15 protein-coding genes are annotated in these 18,787 nt (G+C 50.2%); 9 read left to right on the top strand and 6 right to left on the bottom strand.

Annotated features, from left to right (window positions below):
• Window positions 1–43 precede the first annotated feature (43 nt).
• From ACIHKT_RS02220 to ACIHKT_RS02200, 5 genes are all read right to left on the bottom strand, one after another.
• Entirely contained in the window at window positions 44–964 is a 921-nt protein-coding gene (locus tag ACIHKT_RS02220; protein WP_086035294.1) for an ABC transporter permease, read from the bottom strand.
• Window positions 954–2,081 (bottom strand): ABC transporter permease, encoded by a 1,128-nt coding sequence (locus tag ACIHKT_RS02215; RefSeq protein WP_086035293.1) that lies wholly within the window; start codon window positions 2,079–2,081, stop codon window positions 954–956. Before ACIHKT_RS02215 ends, ACIHKT_RS02220 begins: the two co-directional genes overlap by 11 nt.
• Window positions 2,074–3,606, bottom strand: a complete 1,533-nt coding sequence (locus ACIHKT_RS02210; protein WP_086035292.1) for an ABC transporter ATP-binding protein — start codon at window positions 3,604–3,606, stop codon at window positions 2,074–2,076. Before ACIHKT_RS02210 ends, ACIHKT_RS02215 begins: the two co-directional genes overlap by 8 nt.
• A gap of 111 nt (window positions 3,607–3,717) precedes the next feature.
• Window positions 3,718–4,818, bottom strand: a complete 1,101-nt coding sequence (locus tag ACIHKT_RS02205) for a BMP family protein (RefSeq protein WP_086035291.1) — start codon at window positions 4,816–4,818, stop codon at window positions 3,718–3,720.
• Window positions 4,819–4,928: 110 nt separating this feature from the next.
• Window positions 4,929–6,095, bottom strand: coding sequence for a phosphopentomutase (locus ACIHKT_RS02200; RefSeq protein ID WP_086035290.1), 1,167 nt, complete (start codon window positions 6,093–6,095; stop codon window positions 4,929–4,931).
• 540 nt (window positions 6,096–6,635) lie between these two features.
• Between ACIHKT_RS02200 and ACIHKT_RS02195 the strand changes: the two genes are divergently transcribed.
• The 5 genes from ACIHKT_RS02195 (at window position 6,636) to ACIHKT_RS02175 (ending at window position 13,062) form a co-directional block, all read left to right on the top strand.
• Window positions 6,636–8,372: a peptide ABC transporter substrate-binding protein gene (locus ACIHKT_RS02195; protein WP_404352669.1), complete on the top strand. Its 1,737-nt coding sequence runs from the start codon at window positions 6,636–6,638 to the stop codon at window positions 8,370–8,372.
• A 717-nt stretch (window positions 8,373–9,089) separates the two neighbouring features.
• Window positions 9,090–10,043, top strand: a complete 954-nt coding sequence (locus ACIHKT_RS02190) for an ABC transporter permease (protein ID WP_236849672.1) — start codon at window positions 9,090–9,092, stop codon at window positions 10,041–10,043.
• A 10-nt stretch (window positions 10,044–10,053) separates the two neighbouring features.
• Window positions 10,054–11,046, top strand: coding sequence for an ABC transporter permease (locus ACIHKT_RS02185; RefSeq protein WP_086035286.1), 993 nt, complete (start codon window positions 10,054–10,056; stop codon window positions 11,044–11,046).
• A gap of 4 nt (window positions 11,047–11,050) precedes the next feature.
• Entirely contained in the window at window positions 11,051–12,097 is a 1,047-nt protein-coding gene (locus ACIHKT_RS02180) for an ABC transporter ATP-binding protein (RefSeq protein ID WP_086035285.1), read from the top strand.
• Window positions 12,097–13,062: an ABC transporter ATP-binding protein gene (locus ACIHKT_RS02175; RefSeq protein ID WP_086035284.1), complete on the top strand. Its 966-nt coding sequence runs from the start codon at window positions 12,097–12,099 to the stop codon at window positions 13,060–13,062. Before ACIHKT_RS02180 ends, ACIHKT_RS02175 begins: the two co-directional genes overlap by 1 nt.
• A 109-nt stretch (window positions 13,063–13,171) precedes the next feature.
• Here the strand turns inward: ACIHKT_RS02175 and proC are convergent, their stop codons facing one another.
• Window positions 13,172–13,966: a pyrroline-5-carboxylate reductase gene (proC, locus tag ACIHKT_RS02170; protein ID WP_086035283.1), complete on the bottom strand. Its 795-nt coding sequence runs from the start codon at window positions 13,964–13,966 to the stop codon at window positions 13,172–13,174.
• Window positions 13,967–14,142: 176 nt separating this feature from the next.
• On the opposite strand from proC, the gene ACIHKT_RS02165 reads away from it, so the two are divergent.
• The 4 genes from ACIHKT_RS02165 (at window position 14,143) to ACIHKT_RS02150 (ending at window position 18,721) form a co-directional block, all read left to right on the top strand.
• A complete protein-coding gene (locus tag ACIHKT_RS02165; protein WP_086035282.1) occupies window positions 14,143–14,817 on the top strand; it encodes a response regulator transcription factor in 675 nt (224 codons plus the stop codon).
• Entirely contained in the window at window positions 14,814–15,803 is a 990-nt protein-coding gene (locus tag ACIHKT_RS02160) for a HAMP domain-containing sensor histidine kinase (RefSeq protein WP_086035281.1), read from the top strand. Before ACIHKT_RS02165 ends, ACIHKT_RS02160 begins: the two co-directional genes overlap by 4 nt.
• A gap of 133 nt (window positions 15,804–15,936) precedes the next feature.
• The gene (locus tag ACIHKT_RS02155) at window positions 15,937–16,704 is read left to right on the top strand and encodes an ABC transporter ATP-binding protein (RefSeq protein WP_086035280.1); all 768 of its coding nucleotides are present in this window, start codon (window positions 15,937–15,939) and stop codon (window positions 16,702–16,704) included.
• Window positions 16,697–18,721 carry an FtsX-like permease family protein gene (locus tag ACIHKT_RS02150; RefSeq protein ID WP_086035279.1) on the top strand — a complete coding sequence of 675 codons (2,025 nt, stop codon included), beginning with the start codon at window positions 16,697–16,699 and terminating at the stop codon, window positions 18,719–18,721. The genes ACIHKT_RS02155 and ACIHKT_RS02150 overlap by 8 nt, the downstream gene beginning before the upstream one ends.
• Window positions 18,722–18,787 lie beyond the last annotated feature (66 nt).

Below are 18,787 nucleotides of genomic sequence, written 5' to 3'. Positions count from 1 at the left end.
GCGGGGCGACCACACAAGGGAGTCGTCCCGGTTTTTACATTGTTCAGCGTGTACCCTTTTCGTAGGGCAGGCCGTCTGCCTTCGGTGCTACGGAACGGCCGACAAACAGGACCAGTACCACAATGCTTAAAATATAAGGCAGCATTGCCAGCACTTCGGTTGGAATCGGCACATTCTTTAAACCAAGGAACACCGACAGCGCTTCGGCAAAGCCGAACAGCAGGCAGGCACCATAGGCACCCTGCGGTGTCCATTTGCCGAAAATCACTGCGGCCAGTGCAATAAAGCCATGGCCGCTGATAGCGGTTGGTGTAAACTGCTGGATAACGGCCAGTGTCATAGAAGCGCCGCCCAAACCGGCCAGCATACCGGAAACAAGGACACAAATGTAGCGTGTACGGTCTACGCTGATACCCAGCGTATCCGCCGCCGCCGGATGCTCACCGACAGAACGAATACGCAGACCCCACTTTGTGCGGTACAGCACAAACCACATAATCAGCATAGTTGCCAGCGCCAGCACAACCGTAATGTCAAGGTTCAGGTTCTGTGCGACGGTATTTTCCTGTGCGTCGCCCAAAATTTTCGGCAGCTTGTGCGGAACTGGCTGGCTCATAGTCGCACCGGAGAAACACAGGCGGCACAGGAACAGCGCCAGCCCGGGTCCAATCAAATTCAGCGCAATGCCAGAAATGGTCTGGTCCGCTTTAAACGTAACTGCTGCAATGGCATGAAGCAGCGCAAAAGCCGCGCCCGCAATCCCAGCCGCCAGAAACCCAATCCACGCGTTTCCAGAAAAATAGCCAACTGCCGCACCCACAAAGGCACCAACGGTCATCATGCCCTCAATACCGAGGTTGACCACGCCGGAGCGTTCGGAAATGACACCCGCCAAAGCACCAAAAATCAGCGGTGCCGAATACATCAGGGTAATTCCTACCAATAAGGAAATGTTATTTAGCATTGCGCATCCCCCTTTTCTCCAGCCGCACAGCCAGCGCCGGAACTACTTTTGTCAGGGCAACAAAGAACACAATCGTGCCAATCATAATGTTGATAATTTCACTGGGGGCACCAATGTTGGCCTGAATGGACTGGCCGCCGTACAGTAGACCGCCGAAAAGCAGGCCCGCAAAAATACAGCCGATTGGTGAGCTGCCCGCAATGAAGGCAACTGACAAACCATTAAATCCGTTGTTTTCAAAGGCGGAAAGGATAGAAATGCGGTGCGGATTTGTGCCGGTAATGGCCATGGATGCTGCCAGACCGGAAAGGGCACCGGCAATCAGCATGGTAAGCACGATATTTTTAGTGACGGAAATGCCGGCAAATTCCGCCGCGTCCCGGTTAAGACCCACAGCACGCAGTTCATAGCCGCGGGAAGAACGGTACAGCAGCAGCCATACCAGAATGGCAGCGGCAATCGCCACCAGGAAGCCAAAGTTGACGTCCGTTTTCAGCAGCACTTCCTTCAGCAGCTTATGCTGACTGAGAAAAGCGATGCCCGCGTCGCTGGTTTTCCAGTTCGGCAGCAGCATGGTATAGCTGCTGGGATTCACCGGATAAGCAGCCGTTGTGTTCGGCTGGTGGAAGACAGAGGACTGCACCGCCAGATTGGAAAGGTACAGCGCAATCCAGTTCAGCATAATGCTGGTCAGCACCTCATGAATGCCGAACTTTGCCTTCAGGAATCCCACAATGCCGCCCCAAAGCGCGCCGGCAACCATGCCGGAAATCACAACCAGCGGAATTTGAATGACCGGTGGAAAATTGCACAGATAGCCTACAATATTTGCGGTCATCGCACCCACTATGTACTGCCCTTCTGAGCCGATATTGAACAGCCCCACTTTATAGGCAAACGCCACACTCAGGGCAGTCAGCGTAATGGGGGTTGCCTTGATAATCACGTTGGAAATGTACTTTGGCCGCCCCAAAATGCCGTTGAACAGGGCACCGAAGGACGCCCCCGGGTTGTAGCCGGTTACGGCCAGCACGATGGCTGCCACGAGGAAACCGCACAAAATAGCGATAATCGTAGAGGTAATCGGCTTTTTCAGGATTTTTACTGTTCTATCCATTCAGTTTGCCTCCTGCCATCAGCAGGCCTATTGTTTTCTCGTCCACTTCGCCCTGCTTAAAACTGCCTGCAATCTGTCCCTTGTACAGAACAGAAATCGTATCAGAAACGCTCATAATCTCGTCCAGTTCCAACGACACCAAAAGAATGGCACAGCCGTGGTCCCGTTCCCGAATCAGTGTCTTATGTACATACTCGATTGCGCCGACGTCCAGTCCGCGTGTCGGCTGCACGGCAATCAGCAAATCCGGCTCGTTCGCCACTTCACGAGCGATGATAACCTTTTGTTGGTTGCCACCGGAAAGACCGCGGGCCGGTTCGTCCACACAGTCCGCCGGACGAATATCATAGTCCTTAATGAGGTCCTTTGTGTAGGACGCAATTTCACCGCGGTTGAGCAGCCCCCGGTGACAGAACGGTTCCTGATTGTACTTTTCCAGTACCATATTTTCTTTTACTGAAAAGTCCATAACCAAACCGCGGCGCTGGCGGTCCTCATGAATCGTTGCGACCTTGTGGTGCACTGTATTGTACGGTGTGGTATTCTGAATTTCCGTACCGTTTATCCGAATGGTTCCGCTTTCCGTTTTGCACAGGTTGGTAATGGCCTCTACCAGCTCTTTTTGGCCGTTGCCGTCAATGCCTGCCAAACCGACAATTTCGCCTGCGTGCACCTTTAGCGACAAATCATTGACCGCTGGCAGACCGCGTTCGTCCTTAACGTGCAGATTGTCAATTTCAAAAACTGTCTTGCCCGGTTTTGCCGGCGTCTTCTGTACCACCAACTGTACCGCATGGCCAACCATTTTGGACGCTAAGTCCTCCTCATCACAATCCGCCACATTCACGGTATCGATATACTTGCCGCGGCGAATGATGGTGCAGGTGCTGGAACTTGCCTTAATCTCTTTCAGCTTATGTGTAATAATGATAATGGTTTTGCCGTCGGCAATCAGATTGTGCAGGATTTTAATCAGGTCATCAATTTCCTGTGGTGTCAGGACAGCTGTCGGTTCGTCCAAAATCAGCAAATCGGCACCGCGGTACAGCGCCTTCAAAATTTCCACACGCTGCTGCATACCAACAGAAATGTCCTCTACTTTTGCGTCGGGGTCCACTTCCAGTCCATATTTTTTTACCAGATTTTTAACGTCTTTCCGTGCTTTTTTCATGTTCAGCACACCAAAGTGGCTGGTCGTTTCGTTGCCGAGGATAATGTTCTGTGTAACCGTAAAATTATCCACCAGCATGAAGTGTTGATGCACCATGCCGATGCCGTGGGCAATGGCCACATTAGGGCTGGTGATATCTGCCTTTTTCCCGTTCAGGTAAATCTCACCCTCATCTGCCTGGTAAAGCCCGTACAGCACATTCATCAGCGTACTTTTGCCCGCACCGTTTTCGCCCAGTAAAGAGTGAATCGTGCCTTTCTTTACATTCAGGTCCACATGGTCCAGCGCACAAAAAGTACCAAAATATTTCGTTATGCCGCGCATTTGCACAGCATACTCGCTGCTGACCTCCATTTCGTCTTACCTCCGCGTAGGATGACTGAATTCCGAAAAAGGCGGAGCGCCCAAGGAGAGCGTTCCGCCCTTACAGGGAACTCAATGAGAGTATCCCGATTTTATTCGTTCTTACAGTGTTTTCTGGAACTTCTCGTACTCTGCCTTGTTTGCCGGAGGCACGATTTTGCCGCTCTTAATGTCGGATTCGACCTTCATAGCAGCATTATAAGTAGCGTCGCCCATCAACTTATGCTCGGTCGGAATGCCAACAGCATCTTCGGTCAGGCCGTAGGTGTAGGTCTTGCCGCCGATTGCCTCGCCCTTCATGGACTTTTTGGAAACGTCCTCAACCGCGGAATGAACCAGCTTCAGTGCAGAGGTCAGGACATTGTTCGGTGCCAGGTAAGCCTGGTCACGGTCAACGCCGATAGCGTATTTGCCACTGTCTTTTGCAGCATTGATAACACCAACGCCAACACCACCGGCTGCATGGAACACAATGTCGCAGCCGCTGGAGTACATGCTGTTTGCGATTGCCTTGCCCTTGGAAGAATCGGAGAAGCTCTCTGCATACTGTGCATTGACCGTAATCTTCTTATTCAGTTCTTTTGCCGCATAGGCAACACCGGCCTTATAGCCATACTCGAACTGGTCGATGATGTTGCTGTTGATACCGCCGACAAAACCGACCTTACCGGTCTTTGTAGTCTTGCCTGCAATGTAACCGACAATGAAAGAAGGCTCCTGTGCACGGAACATAACGCCCGTCACATTTTTCGGCATGCTGGAAGCATCATAGCCGTTATCAGCGATGGCATAATTGATATCCGGATTTGCCTTAGCTGCTGTGCTAATAGCCTTTGCCATAGCGAAACCGATGCCCCAGATAAGCTTTGCGTCATCGTCAGCAGCCTTGTCCAGGTTGGTGGCATAGTCGCTTTCCTGCTTGGATTCCATGTAGTTGATATCCGCACCGGCTTCTTTCTTCAGGTTCTGCAGGCCCTCCCAAGAAGATTGGTTGAAGGACTGGTCGTTGACTCCGCCGGTATCGGTAACCATGCGAATCTTATAGCCCTTTGCGCTGCCTGCTGCGCCGGAAGTGCTGGCTGCAGATGCGGCACCGCCCGCTGCTGCAGAAGAACCGGAACTTGCGGCACCACCGCAGCCTGCTGCCGAAACAGCTACGGCGCCGGCTAGAACAGCGGCCAGCAGTTTGTTCATTTTTTTCATTTTTTCTTCCTCCTGTAAAAACAGATGAGATAAAAGATTTTATGCAAACCCGCACGGATACACGGCACACTGCCGTACTGCAGGCTGTACAGCAAAATAAAAGTTCCAAGTCAGCCTAAAATCTGTGTTAAGCGGGAAGTGCCGGTAATCTTCTGCGGCACATCAAAAGCGTCCAGAATGGTTGCGCCAATATCCGCAAAAGTCGGCAGGGTACCCAAATTTGCGCCCGCCTTCACTTTTGGTCCAGCAATCATCCACGGCGTATATTCGCGGGAATGGTCGGTGCTGGGCGTGCTGGGGTCACAGCCGTGGTCAGCGGTGAACATCAAAAGGTCGTCCGGTCCCATATTCTCCAGCAGTCCCGGAATCGCTTTATCCACAGCAGTCAAGCCTTTGGCATAGCCCTCCACGTCGTTGCGGTGACCATACAGCATATCAAAGTCCACCAGATTGACAAAGCAGAGGCCGTTAAAGTCACGCTTTGTCAAAGCAAGCGTTTTCTCCAAGCCGTCATCATTTCCGGTTGTGCGGGTAAATTCCGTAATGCCGCAGCCCGCAAAAATGTCATTAATCTTGCCGACCGCTATGACGTCTTTGCCTGCGTCCGAAAGCTGGTCCAGCATGGTAACTTCCGGCGGCCGGAGGGAAAAATCGTGGCGGCGGGTTGTGCGGGTGTAATTCGGCCATGTGCCGATATACGGCCTTGCAATGACGCGGCCAACGCTGTTCTCTCCTGTTAAAATCTTACGGGCAATTTCACAGTCTTTATAAAGCTCTTCCACCGGAACAATATCCTCATGGGCAGCCACCTGAAACACACTGTCCGCTGAGGTATATACAATGAGGGCACCCGTGCGCTGCTGCTCCTGTCCGTAGTCCTTAATCACTTCTGTACCGGAATACGGCCGGTTGCACAGCACGCCGCGTCCGGTCCGGCGGCTGAACTCTTCCAGCAGGTCCAGCGGAAAACCATTGGGGTAGGTTGGCATCGGCTTTGTAGAGTTAATGCCTGCTATTTCCCAGTGACCAATCGTTGTGTCTTTGCCTTTTGAAACCTCTGTCATGCGTGCGAACGCACCGGTGGGATTTTCCGCCGCGGGGCGGCAGGAAACACCATCGATGTTAAAAAGGCCCAGTTTCTGCATATTAGGCATGGAGAAAGAAGGGCTGGTGGCAGCTGCTGCCAACGTATTGCTGCCCTCATCTCCGTACACGTTGGCGTCCGGCATTTCGCCGATGCCAACACTATCCAGTACAATTAAAAAAATGCGTTTCAAATCTGCATAGTACCTCCCTGTCAATGGATATGCAGAACTCCCCGGGTGAGTGAGTCTCTGCCTTTCTCTGCAACGACAATAACGACAATATTATAATACTTTTTGTATGTTTTTTCTACCCCTTTTTAGCAAAAGTATGTGAAAACGTTCTTTTCCTGTCACAAAGACGTGTTTTTTCCGCTTCTTTGGTTTCTCTCTCTTTATATATTGGTATGGGAAAATACTGCAGCAATGAATTTTGAAAATGCGGGAAAGCTTTTTTGTTAGGCAAAAGGTCTCCGTTTCCTTGTTAAGCGACGCCATTCTGATATCAGTTTATCAAGCTGCCTTTCTAAATTCCGGCTAACGAAAATCCCTTTTTCAGCAAATAAATATCTCTTCTGCACAAATATTTTGCAGGCTGAACTCACATGTTTGTGCATCTGGGAATTCTTATCAAGTGCCGTATGCTTGCAATTCCCCTACCTCAGAAGTATAATATGCGATGTAGCGTGTTGAGTACGAAAGAGTGAGAATGAACAATCGAATGGAGGAAATGTTATGAAGAATGCGCAAAAAGTCGTTGCTCTGCTTCTTGCGGGTACCCTGGCCGTTTCCATGGCTGCCTGCGGCAGCAGCGCAGGCGGCACTGCTGCTTCCGGGGCTGCTTCCGGAACCTCTGCTGCATCTACCAAAAATTTATACCCTGGCACTCCTGACAAGGACATGGTCACCGTAAACCTTCGTGCCGAGCCCCCAGAGCTGAACACTGTTCAGACACAGGATGTTGCCTCTTCCGATATTCTGCGTATGGTTATGTCCGGCCTGACACGGCTGGACAAAAACAACAAGCCGGAGCCGGATATGGCTACCCAGTGGGAAGTCAGCGCGGACAAAAAGACCTACACCTTCCACCTGCGGCAGGACGCAAAATGGAGCAATGGCGACAAGGTCACCGCAAAAAACTTCATCTACGCATGGGAACAGTGCATGGACCAGTCCAACGCCGCAGCCTATGCTTTCATCGTGTACACAAACATCAAAAACGGCCGGGCTTACTTTGATGCCACCAAGACACCGGCCACAAAGCGCACCGCTGCCGAAAAGGCAAAGGTCGCAGCTGCTGAGAAGAACCTCGGCTGCAAAGCAAAGGACGACTACACCATTGAGCTGACCTTTGAAAACCCGCTGCCTTACGCCCTGCAGATGATGGCCTTTACCGCTTATATGCCTTTGAACCAGAAGGCTTATGAGTCCATCGGCGCTGACAAGTACGCCAAGGACGCAACGAAAATCGTCACCAACGGTGCATATAAGCTGACCGAGTGGACACATGACGACCACATCATCGTAACCAAGAACCCTGATTTCTGGGATGCGAAGAACAACCAGATTAACAAAGTAAAGTATGTTATGATTAAGGACGCTAACTCCAACATCAACTCCTTCAAGGCTGGCCAGGTTGACTGCATCAACGTCAACGGTGACCAGCTGGACGCCCTGAAGACTCAGGGCCAGCCGATTGAAAGCTATGTTTCTGGTGCGAACTGGTATTTCCAGTACAACACCAAGAAGAAGGGCCTCGACAACGCCAAGATTCGCAAGGCTCTGGGCGAAGCAATCGACGTCAACAGCCTTGTAAAGAACGTTCTGCGCGACAACTCCGTCGCTGCTGACGGTCTGGTACCGACCAACATCAGTGGTGCCAACGGCAAAAACTATGCAAATGGCCGCGAAAAGCTGGTCGGCTTTAACGCTGCAGATGCAAAAAAGCTCTTTGAAGAGGGCCTGAAAGAAGCCGGCCTGACAAAGGATACCTTTAAGCTGTCCCTGATTACAGACGATACTTCCGGCGCACAAAAGCAGGCTGCTTTCTATCAGGAGCAGTGGAAGTCTGTATTGGGCATCAACGTGGAACTGAAGCCGATGGCTTTTAAATCCCGTCTTTCCGCTATGAACAACCACAACTTCGATATGGTCTTTGCTGGCTGGTCCCCGGACTACAACGATGCTATGACTTATCTGGATATGTGGACAACCGGCAACGGCAACAATAACGGCCAATATTCCAGCAAAGAATACGACAGCCTGATTACAAAAGCTACCAAAGAAGCTGACGAAACAAAGCGTCAGGATTACCTGCGCCAGGCAGAAAAGCTGGTCTGTTCCACCGACTGCGCTATCTACCCGCTGTACTTTGAAACCGTTCCGTATGTCGTTTCCTCGAAGCTTACCGGCATGACCCGTTCCGGCTTCCAGGAATTCGACTTTACGGACGGCGCAAAAATCGTTGGCTAATTTCTGTATACACACGCTGCGTATTTAAGATTCCCAGTAAAAGAACGAACGATAACAGACAGGCAACTGCGCTTGTTTCAGTGCAGCTGTCTGTCTGTTTTTCTTTGTCGTCACGCAAAAGTATACCTTCAAAAGAGAACAAAGTGTGTCGGGAAAATGTTGCTAATGTGGATTTTGGCTTGCAATATGCCGCTTTTTGCAGTATTATATGCAAGTAGTCTTTTTCTAAAATTCATATCTTGTTTTATGGGTATAAGGAGCGGAAAATGGTTTTTATACAAACCGGACAGTGTCCTCTCCCTGCCCAGCTGCAGCGGTACCGGAGCTTTCTGAAAGCGGCCGCTGCGGTTTTCCGCCACGCTTTATGAAAAGGGACAATGCTGAAGCAGTTTCCTGCAAACAGTTTCGGTATTTCACTCTATTGTGTCTATCTGCAAATAGAGCCATGGTCACCGTGGCTCTATTTGCTTATGAAAGGTGCAAAAGACAAACCGCCTTTTGCACCTTTCATAAGCAGGGGAAACCTTTTCCCCTGCGGATATTTTCAGGCTGCAGACGCCTCATGACCACTGGGTTCACGAAAATCTGCAAACACTATACTATTGCAGCGCTGTACCGCACGGGCAAATGGCTGCCACGGGAAGCGGGACGCTCTTGGCCCCCCCCTTGTGCCCAGACGGAAAAGGAATGCTGCTAATTCAAAGGAGTTGATTTCGCTTGCCAAAACAGGTTTCGTACATACTGAAACGAGTGGTATACTCCCTGATCACGATTTTCGTGCTCATCGCTGTCACTTTTATTCTGATGCATCTAATCCCCGGCGACCCATTCGTCGGTGCTAAGGCCATCCCCCCCGAAACCAAAGCGGCCATGAACGCAAAATATGGCCTGGACAAGCCGCTATTCACACAGTTCATTTTATACGTTGCCAACATTTTCCACGGTGATTTCGGCATTTCCCTGGCAGACAAACGCCCGGTTGCCGATGTTATTGGGCAGGCGTTCCCTGTTTCACTGGACCTTGGCATTCGTTCCCTGATTTTTGCCTTTGTTATCGGCCTGCTGCTGGGCATTGTCGCGGCAGTTCACCGCGGCAAAGCCGGAGATACCATTGCCATGCTGGTGGCGCTGATTGGTGTTTCGGTCCCGTCCTTTATCATCGGTGCTCTTTTGCAGTATTTCCTCGGCCTTAAGCTCTTTGAGGCAACTGGAATGTGTGTATTCGCCATTATGGGCTGGGACTCCGTCAATGCTAAAATTCTACCCGCTCTTGCCCTTGCGTTTGGCTCTATGGCTACCATCAGCCGATTGATGCGTACCAGTATGCTGGACGTACTTGGGCAGGACTACATTAAGACAGCAAAAGCAAAAGGCCTTTCCCGCAGCCAGATTATTTGGCGGCATTCCGTACGCAACGCGATTATGCCGGTGGTCACCGTTATGGGCCCGCTGGTCGCTGCTGTACTGACCGGTGCCTTCGTGGTGGAAAACATCTTCACCATTCCCGGCCTGGGCAAATATTTTGTTTCCTGCGTACAGACTAACGACTACACCATGATTTCCGGCACAACCATGTTCTACGGTGCATTCCTTGTGTTTGCAAACCTAATTGTTGATATTATTTACTGCCTGATTGACCCACGCGTCAAACTGACTGGCGGAAAGGAGTGAGAAGGACACGATGGCTAAAAAACAAACTGCACCACAGCCTGCGGCCGCTTTAAAGTATGACCTTTCCGGTCATATTGATGAGCAGGCATTTGAACTGGTTGGAACGGATTCCACTAATATGGAAGCAATCGCGCGGCCTTCTATCAGCTTTGGCAAAGATGCTTTTAACCGTCTGCGCCGCAGCCCAACCGCCGTGGTTTGCATGATTATTTTGATATTATTGATTTTGGGTGCTATTTTCCTGCCCGTATTTAGCGCCTTTAGTGTATCTCAGCAGAATGTGGCCTTTGCGAACCAGCATCCCATGTCAATTGATACAGTTACCCATAACCTGCATATCTTCGGCACAGATGCACTGGGCCGTGATATTTGGGTGCGTACCTGGGCTGGTGCCCGTGTTTCGCTGACTGTTGCCTTCGCCGTTGCTTTGATTGATTGTGCGGTAGGTGTCGTATACGGCGGCATTTCCGGATATTTTGGCGGTGCTGTCGACAACGTGATGATGCGTATTGTCGAAATCATCAGCGGCATTCCTTATTTGATTATCGTTATGCTTCTGATGATTGTTATGGACCGTGGCCTTGGCAGCATTATCATTGCCTACTCCATTACCGGGTGGACCGGTATGGCACGTCTGGTACGAGGACAAGTTATCAGCCTGAATGAACAGGAATTTCTAATTGCCGCAAAGGCAATGGGCGCAAAGCCAAACCGCATTATCGGCAAACACCTGGTTCCAAACATTTTAAGCGTGATTATTGTCAACGTTACACTGGATATCCCGAACATCATCTTTACAGAAGCGTTCCTGTCCATGCTGGGTCTGGGCATTGCACCGCCAAACTCTTCCTGGGGCATTTTGGCCAACGACGGCATTGCTGTATTCCAGCAGTATCCGTTTGAGCTGGTCGTTCCCGCCCTCTTCATCTGCGTCACAATGCTTTCGTTCAACCTGCTGGGTGACCAGCTGCGTGACGCCTTCGACCCGAAGCTGAGGAGGTAAGGAAATGGAACAAATACTGGATGTTAAAAATTTACATGTTTCTTTTGATACTTATGCTGGTGAAGTCCATGCCGTGCGCGGTGTTACCCTGCACGTCAACGCCGGTGAAATTCTTGCCATCGTCGGTGAATCCGGCTGCGGCAAAAGTGTAACGGCACAGACCATTATGAAACTGAACCCTATGCCGCCGGCCCGTATTAAGGAAGGCAGCATCAGCCTGTGCGGCAAAGATATTGTCGCAGCAAGCGAAAAGGAAATGCAGAATATCCGCGGCGCACTGGTCAGCATGATTTTCCAGGACCCGATGACCTGCATGAACCCGACCATGCGTGTGGGCAAGCAGCTGACAGAAACACTGCGCAAACACAAGCATCTTTCTAAAGCGGAGTGTAAAGAAGAAGCTATTAAGCTTCTGAAAATGGTGCAGATTCCAAACGCAGAAGAACGCGCTATGCAGTATCCGCATGAATTCTCCGGTGGTATGCGTCAGCGTGCCATGATTGCTATGGCGCTCTCCTGCAATCCAAAACTGCTGATTGCCGACGAACCCACTACGGCTTTGGACGTAACCATTCAGGCACAGATTATGCAGCTGATGGGTAAAATCCGGGAGGAACTCGGAACCGCCATTATTTTGATTACGCATGACCTTGGCGTTGTTGCCAATTTGGCTGACCGCGTTTCCGTTATGTATGCCGGCAAGATTGTAGAAAACGGCTCTTCGAAGGATATCTTTTACAATCATAAGCACCCTTACACTTCTGCCCTGCTGCGCAGTCTGCCAACTGTTGACACCGACCGCAGCAAGGCATTGGTCAGCATTCCCGGCACACCGCCGGACTTGTTTGCACCGCCAAAGGGCTGTGCATTTGCCAGCCGCTGCAAATATTGTATGCACATTTGCCGTGAACAGCAGCCGCCGGAATTTACCGTTGGTGAAAACCATACCGCTTCCTGCTGGCGTCTACACCCAGATTTCCCGGGCGACAAAGCGGAACCGTCTGCTGCTCCGGCAGCGGATACCGCCGCAAAGAAGGGGGCTGACAAGTAATGGCAAAAGAAAAGCTGATTGAGCTTGACCATATCTCCAAACACTTCCAGATAAGCAAAAAAGAAACACTGGTTGCTGTCAACGACATCACCATGGATATCTACAAAGGTGAAACACTGGGTGTCGTCGGTGAATCCGGCTGCGGCAAGTCCACTCTGGGCCGCGTTGTCATGGGCATTTATCACCCAACAAAAGGCACCATCAAATATCGTGGAAAGCCGGTTGACCTAAAGCGTACCAAGGACCGCTTTGCCTACTCGGAAAAAGCGCAGATTATTTTCCAGGACCCGTATGCTTCGCTGGACCCCCGTATGACCGTCGGCACGATTATTTCCGAAGGCATGGAAATTCACAATATGTATGACGCTCAAAAACGCCAGGAGCGTGTCTATGAGCTTCTGGAAACGGTTGGTCTGAACCGTGAACACGCCAACCGTTTTCCGCATGAATTCAGCGGTGGCCAGCGGCAGCGTATTGGCATTGCCCGTGCGCTGGCCATTGAACCGGAGTTCATCGTCTGTGACGAACCGATTTCCGCACTGGATGTTTCTATTCAAAGCCAGATTATTAACCTGCTGAAGGACCTGCAGAAAAAGCTTGGCCTAACTTATATGTTCATCGCCCATGACCTGAACATTGTCAAATACATTTCCGACCGAATCGCCGTTATGTATCTTGGCAATCTGCTGGAACTGGCCGACAGTGATGAAATTTATGCGCATACGCTGCATCCGTACAGCCAGGCTCTGCTGGCAGCTGTTCCAATTCCGGACCCGGACAAGGAAGCGCAGAAAAAGACACAGATTCTGCGCGGTGAAGTCCCAAGCCCCATCAATCCAAAACCGGGCTGCCCGTTTGCAAGCCGCTGTCCTTATGCAGATGATGTCTGCCGCAGCAAATCTCCAAAGCTGCAGGAAATACGCCCGAATCATTTTGTCGCGTGCCATAAGGTACAGCCTGAATAAGTCATTTCTTTTATCTTCTGTTCCAATATTAAAAAGAGCAGCGAAAGCCGTATGAAAATGGTTTTCGCTGCTCTTTTTATATAAATTGGTCGGCTGTCTTGGCCTACTTTTATACGGACTTTGCTTTATCGGAGCAGGCCTTCATGGCGTCCATAACGCAGCCACGCAGGCCTTTTTCCTCCAGTACACGCACGGCCGCTATGGTCGTTCCGGCCGGCGAGCACACCATGTCCTTCAATTCGCCCGGATGCTTGCCGGTTTCCAGCACCATTTTTGCGCTGCCCAAAACGGACTGTGCCGCAAATGTATACGCCTGACTGCGCGGCATTCCGTCCGCCACCGCGGCGTCCGCCATCGCCTCAATAAACAGAAACACATAAGCGGGAGAACTGCCACTGACAGCCACCACAGCATCCATCAGATTTTCCGGAATGACTTCTGCCTTGCCAAAGCTGCGCAAAACCTGCAGTGCAGTATCCAAAAGCTCCGGTGTCACATATTCGTTGGGGCTGGCTGCCGTAATGCCCTCCCCCACCATGGCAGGTGTATTCGGCATAGTCCGGACAATCGGGATTGGGCCGCTGAACTGCTCCGCAAGCCATGAAAGTGTTTTGCCCGGCGCAATGGTGATAATCAGCTTGCTGGAATCGACACAGCCGCGAATCTCCCGGATAATTTTCTCGTAGTACTGCGGCTTAACCGCCAGTACCAAAATGTCCGCCACCTGTGCCACTGCTGCATTTTTCTGCTGTGTGCAAACGCCGTACTGTGCTTTGGCTTTTTCCAGTGTGGCGTCCGTCTTTGCCGAGACAGTAATGTCTGCCGGTGCACATAGGCCGTTTTTCAGAATGCCGGCAATCATTGCCTTTGCCATATTGCCGCAGCCGATAAACCCGATTTTCATATGTCTTGCTCCTTTTCCCGCGCCGCGTAAACGCGTCCGCATTTTCTCAATTCTATTCTGTTTCTATTGTAAACGGATTGCGAAAAAAGAGCAAGTTCCGCCAAAAGTGTCCGGCTGCATTTTTCCCTTCGGTATGCTATAATAAAAATGATTAAACCGCAGGAGGGAAAATTGATTTGTATCGCATTTTCATTGTAGAAGACGACGCAATTATTGCGTCCGCTATTGCAAAGCACCTGGAAACATGGGATCTGCAGTGCGCCACTGTACAAGATTTTCAGCACGTGACTGAGGCATTTGTCAAGACCGCTCCGCAGCTAGTGCTGATGGATATTTCTCTGCCCTTTTACAACGGCTATCACTGGTGCCAGGAAATTCGGCGCATTTCCAAAGTGCCGATTATCTTTCTCTCTTCCGCTTCTGACAATATGAATATTGTCATGGCCATGAATATGGGCGGAGATGATTTTATTGCAAAGCCTTTTGACTTGAATGTGCTGACGGCCAAAATACAGGCTGTACTGCGTCGCACATATGATTTTGGTGCACCGGCAGACCTGATTGAAAACGGTGGCGCTATCCTGAATCTGTCAGACAGCACGCTGTCCTATCAGGACCAAAAACTTTCCCTAACCAAAAATGAGCTGAAAATCCTGCAGGCACTGATGGAAAAGAAAGGCCGTGTCGTCCGCCGTGATGACCTGATGACACGCCTATGGGAAACGGACAGCTATGTAGACGAAAATACGCTGACGGTCAACATCAACCGTCTGCGTAAGCAACTGGAAAAAATAGGCCTTAAAAACTTTATTCTGACGAAGAAAGGCCTTGGGTATATGGTGACCGTATGAAACTGTTTTTTTCGTATCTGCAAATGCACCACAAATCTCTGCTGTTGGTAGAAACCGCGGCACTTATTTTTATCGCTGTGTTCTTTTTGTATAACCTGCCGCTGCAGGCGGTCGGTTATGCTTGTCTGCTGTCCGCTGTGGCTGGTGCGCTGATTGCACTGGTTGATTTTCTGCATTTCCGCCAGAAGCACTTTTGGCTGCAAAAGTTACAGAAACAGGTTATGTTCGGTCTGGACATTCTGCCGGAACCGCGCACTTTGATGGAAAAAGATTATCAAGACCTTCTGAAATCCCTGTTTGCCTATATGTCCATGCAGACAACCACATATGACCAGAAGCACCGGGATATGCTGGACTACTGCACGCTGTGGGCACACCAGATTAAAACACCAATTTCTGCCATGCACATTCTGCTGCAGTCCGACCAAAGTGAAGACCATGACGCCCTGTGTGACAGCCTGTTTCACATGGAAGAATACGTTAATATGATTCTATCCTACATTCGTTTGGGCAGTGACAGTACGGACTTTGTTATCAAATTCTGTTCTTTGGACCGCATTGTCCGCAGTGCTGTGCACAAATACGCCCCGCTGTTTATCCGTCAGAAAATTGCCCTGCATTATCAGCCCATCTCCTGCCAGATACTGACCGATGAAAAATGGCTTTCCTTTGTCATTGAACAGGTCTTGTCCAATTCTCTGAAATACACACACGCAGGCTCGGTCAGCATTTATCTGGAACAGCCCGCTACCCTGGTCATCGCCGACACCGGCATCGGCATTGCACCGGAAGACCTGCCGCGTATCGGGCAGAAAGGCTTTACCGGCTGCAACGGCCGCATGGATAAAAAATCGACCGGCATTGGGCTGTACCTATGCCGCTGTGTCCTAAAAAAGCTCTCTCATACGTTTGCCATTACATCAACCGTTGGGAAAGGCACAACCGTAAAAATCGGCCTTGCAAGCAAAAACCTTCCTATTGAATAAATCTTGCGCTGATATGACAGGCAATCTTACAGGAATGTAAGGTTGCGGCACAAAGTGTAAGCTATTTCTATGGCAGCAGTTCCTCCTGTTCTGTTATACTTGGTATATCAACAGAGCAGGAGGAATTTTGATTATGTCATTCTTAGAAGTCAGCAACCTGAAAAAAATATATACAACCCGCCTGGGTGGCACCCATGTACAGGCACTACGCGACGTCACTTTTTCGGTGGAACGCGGTGAGTATGTTGCAGTAATGGGTGAAAGCGGCAGTGGTAAAACCACGCTGCTGAATATCCTTGCAGCACTGGACACACCCACTTCTGGCAAGGTTGTGCTGGACGGCAAAAACACAGCCGAGCTGCGGGAAAGGGAACTTTCCGCCTATCGCCGTGACAATCTCGGCTTTGTGTTCCAGGACTTTAACCTGCTGGACAACTTCAATCTGCAGGACAATATTTTTCTGCCGCTCGTCCTAGCAGGGAAAAAATATCCGGAAATGAAAAAGCGGCTGGACCCCATTGCAAAGAAACTGGGCATTTCTGACCTGCTGCAGAAGTTCCCCTATGAAGTTTCCGGCGGCCAGAAACAGCGTGCCGCAGTAGCCCGCGCAATCATCACCAACCCAAAACTGCTGCTAGCTGACGAGCCGACCGGTGCACTGGACTCCCGCTCCGCCGATTCACTGATGCAGATTTTTGACCACCTAAACGCCAGTGGCCAGACGATTGTGATGGTAACACACAGCGTGCGTGCCGCAAGCCATGCCCAGCGTGTTCTCTTCATCCGTGACGGCGAAGTGTTCCACCAACTGTACCGTGGTGAACATACCACGGAGGAAATGTTTTCCCTGATCTCCAACACTGCAACGCTGATTGCAACAGGCGGTGAGAAAAATGGGTAAGAATTTCTACATGAAGCTCGGTGCGCAGAATCTGCGTCTAAACAGTAAATTCTACATTCCGTACTTAGTTGCCAGTTCATTTACCGCGGCGATGTTCTACATTATGTCTTTCCTTGCTAACAACCGCGGCGTTGCAACAATTCATAGCACATGTACTATGATGCTGCAGTTTGGCACCGTCATCATCGGCATTTTTTCGGTGATTATCCTATTTTATATCAACAGTTTCCTAATGAAGCGCCGGCAGAAAGAACTGGGCCTTTACAATGTGCTGGGTATGGAAAAGCGCCATATTGGCCGCATCCTTGGCTGGGAAACCATATATGCGTATCTGATCACCATGGGCGGCGGCATCGGCGGCGGCATTCTGTTAAGTAAGTTGTTCCTGCTTATCCTCTGCAAAGTGACCAGCCTAAGCAGTTCCATTGAGTTTTATGTTGACCCAAACAGTATGCTGCTGACTGCCCTGCTTTTCGGTGCTGTTTTCCTTGTGATTTTAATTGTCAATCGTCTGCGTATTCATATTCTGCATCCGGTGGAACTGCTGCGCGGCGGCAATGTCGGCGAAAAAGAGCCAAAGGCAAACTGGGTGCTGGCAATTATCGGTCTCGTCTTAACCGGCATCGGCTATTATATTGCCCTGACAACGGAAAGCCCGATTGCGGCGATTAGCTTGTTCTTCGTTGCGGTCGTTCTTGTCATTATCGGCACCTATTTCCTGTTCACTTCCGGTATTGTTGCCCTGCTGAAGCTGCTGAAGAAAAATAAAAACTTTTACTATAAGCCCAATCATTTTGTTTCCGTTTCTGGACTAATTTACCGGATGAAGCAGAACGCAGCCGGCCTTGCCAGCATCTGTGTATTGGCGACCATGGTCATGGTCATGGTTTCCACAACCATTTCCCTGAATATCGGCGCTGACAACTGCATTGCAACACAGTGCCCGCAGGACTTCTGTCTTTCCATATCAGATGCAAACAACACCGCAGCAGATACTCTGCCGGCCTTTGTAAAAAAGATAGCCACCGAAAAAGGGCTGTCCGTGAAAAACCAAAGCAGCGGCCGCAGTTTGAACGTCATGGCAAAGGGCACCGCAAACGGAATTTTTAGCTTTACCAGAATTAACGATACCAATATATCCTCCAGCACTTTCTTCACTTTCCTAACCGAAACCGATTATGACGCCTCATCCGGCAAAAAGCTGAACCTTGCCGATGATGAAGTGGCTGTGCATACCTTTTACGGCAATCTACCGGACACTTTCCAGCTGAACGGGAAAACGTACCGTGTAAAAACCCGCCTGCAGACCGCTTCCCTCGGCCAAGATATGTCCGCTTTTATAGCGAATTCTCATACTGTCATTGTAAAAGATGAAAAGGTGCTGAACACGATTTATCAGGCGTACAAAGCCTATATACAGAAAAAACCGAGCGGCAGCCCCAATGCCTATGAATATCAGTATCTGCTGAACTTCGACACCGGCGGCACACAGGCGCAACAACTGGCGCTGCTCCATGAGCTGACGGGCAGCATCCCAAGCAATATCCGGACGAGCAGCAACGGCTCCATGCGGATTTCTGTACACAGCCGAGCGGATATGACCATATCCTACCGCGATATGTGCGGTGGACTGCTTTTCCTCGGCATCTTCCTGAGTGTGCTGTTCCTAATGGCCACTGTTCTCATCATTTACTACAAACAGATTTCCGAAGGCTATGACGATGTGGAACGCTTCGGCATCATGCGCAAAGTTGGAATGAGCACCGCAGAAGTAAAGAAAGCCATTCACAGCCAGGTCCTGATTGTTTTCTTCCTGCCGCTTCTCATTGCATGCATTCACATGGCTGCGTCCTTCAAGTACATGACAAAGCTGTTGGCGTGCCTGCAGCTGCAAAACGTGCCGCTGTTTGCCACATGTACGCTGTGCACCATTGCGGTTTTTGCAGCCGTTTATGTTATGGTCTATGCCATTACCACACGTACTTACTATAAAATCGTTTCGCCGCGGCAAAAATAAGATTATAACTTTTTTCTCCTACTGCTCCATATAAAAAAGTCCTCTGTCATTTCTGGCAGGGGACTT

Origin of the sequence: Caproicibacterium sp. XB2, from assembly GCF_044880635.1 — a bacterium.
Classification (GTDB): domain Bacteria; phylum Bacillota; class Clostridia; order Oscillospirales; family Acutalibacteraceae; genus Caproicibacterium; species Caproicibacterium lactatifermentans.
Note: the sequence above shows the minus strand (reverse complement) of the source record. Positions and strands in the feature narration are given on the sequence as shown.

Bases quoted from the DNA above. Each gene is read 5' to 3' on its own strand.
- ACIHKT_RS02205 (WP_086035291.1), bottom strand. From the start codon at position 4,818: ATGAAAAAAATGAACAAACTGCTGGCCGCTGTTCTAGCCGGCGCCGTA.
- ACIHKT_RS02180 (WP_086035285.1), top strand. From the start codon at position 11,051: ATGGAACAAATACTGGATGTTAAAAATTTACATGTTTCTTTTGATACT.
- ACIHKT_RS02150 (WP_086035279.1), top strand. From the start codon at position 16,697: ATGGGTAAGAATTTCTACATGAAGCTCGGTGCGCAGAATCTGCGTCTA.
- ACIHKT_RS02210 (WP_086035292.1), bottom strand. From the start codon at position 3,606: ATGGAGGTCAGCAGCGAGTATGCTGTGCAAATGCGCGGCATAACGAAA.
- ACIHKT_RS02175 (WP_086035284.1), top strand. From the start codon at position 12,097: ATGGCAAAAGAAAAGCTGATTGAGCTTGACCATATCTCCAAACACTTC.
- ACIHKT_RS02185 (WP_086035286.1), top strand. From the start codon at position 10,054: ATGGCTAAAAAACAAACTGCACCACAGCCTGCGGCCGCTTTAAAGTAT.
- proC (WP_086035283.1), bottom strand. From the start codon at position 13,966: ATGAAAATCGGGTTTATCGGCTGCGGCAATATGGCAAAGGCAATGATT.
- ACIHKT_RS02195 (WP_404352669.1), top strand. From the start codon at position 6,636: ATGAAGAATGCGCAAAAAGTCGTTGCTCTGCTTCTTGCGGGTACCCTG.
- ACIHKT_RS02220 (WP_086035294.1), bottom strand. From the start codon at position 964: ATGCTAAATAACATTTCCTTATTGGTAGGAATTACCCTGATGTATTCG.
- ACIHKT_RS02160 (WP_086035281.1), top strand. From the start codon at position 14,814: ATGAAACTGTTTTTTTCGTATCTGCAAATGCACCACAAATCTCTGCTG.
- ACIHKT_RS02215 (WP_086035293.1), bottom strand. From the start codon at position 2,081: ATGGATAGAACAGTAAAAATCCTGAAAAAGCCGATTACCTCTACGATT.
- ACIHKT_RS02155 (WP_086035280.1), top strand. From the start codon at position 15,937: ATGTCATTCTTAGAAGTCAGCAACCTGAAAAAAATATATACAACCCGC.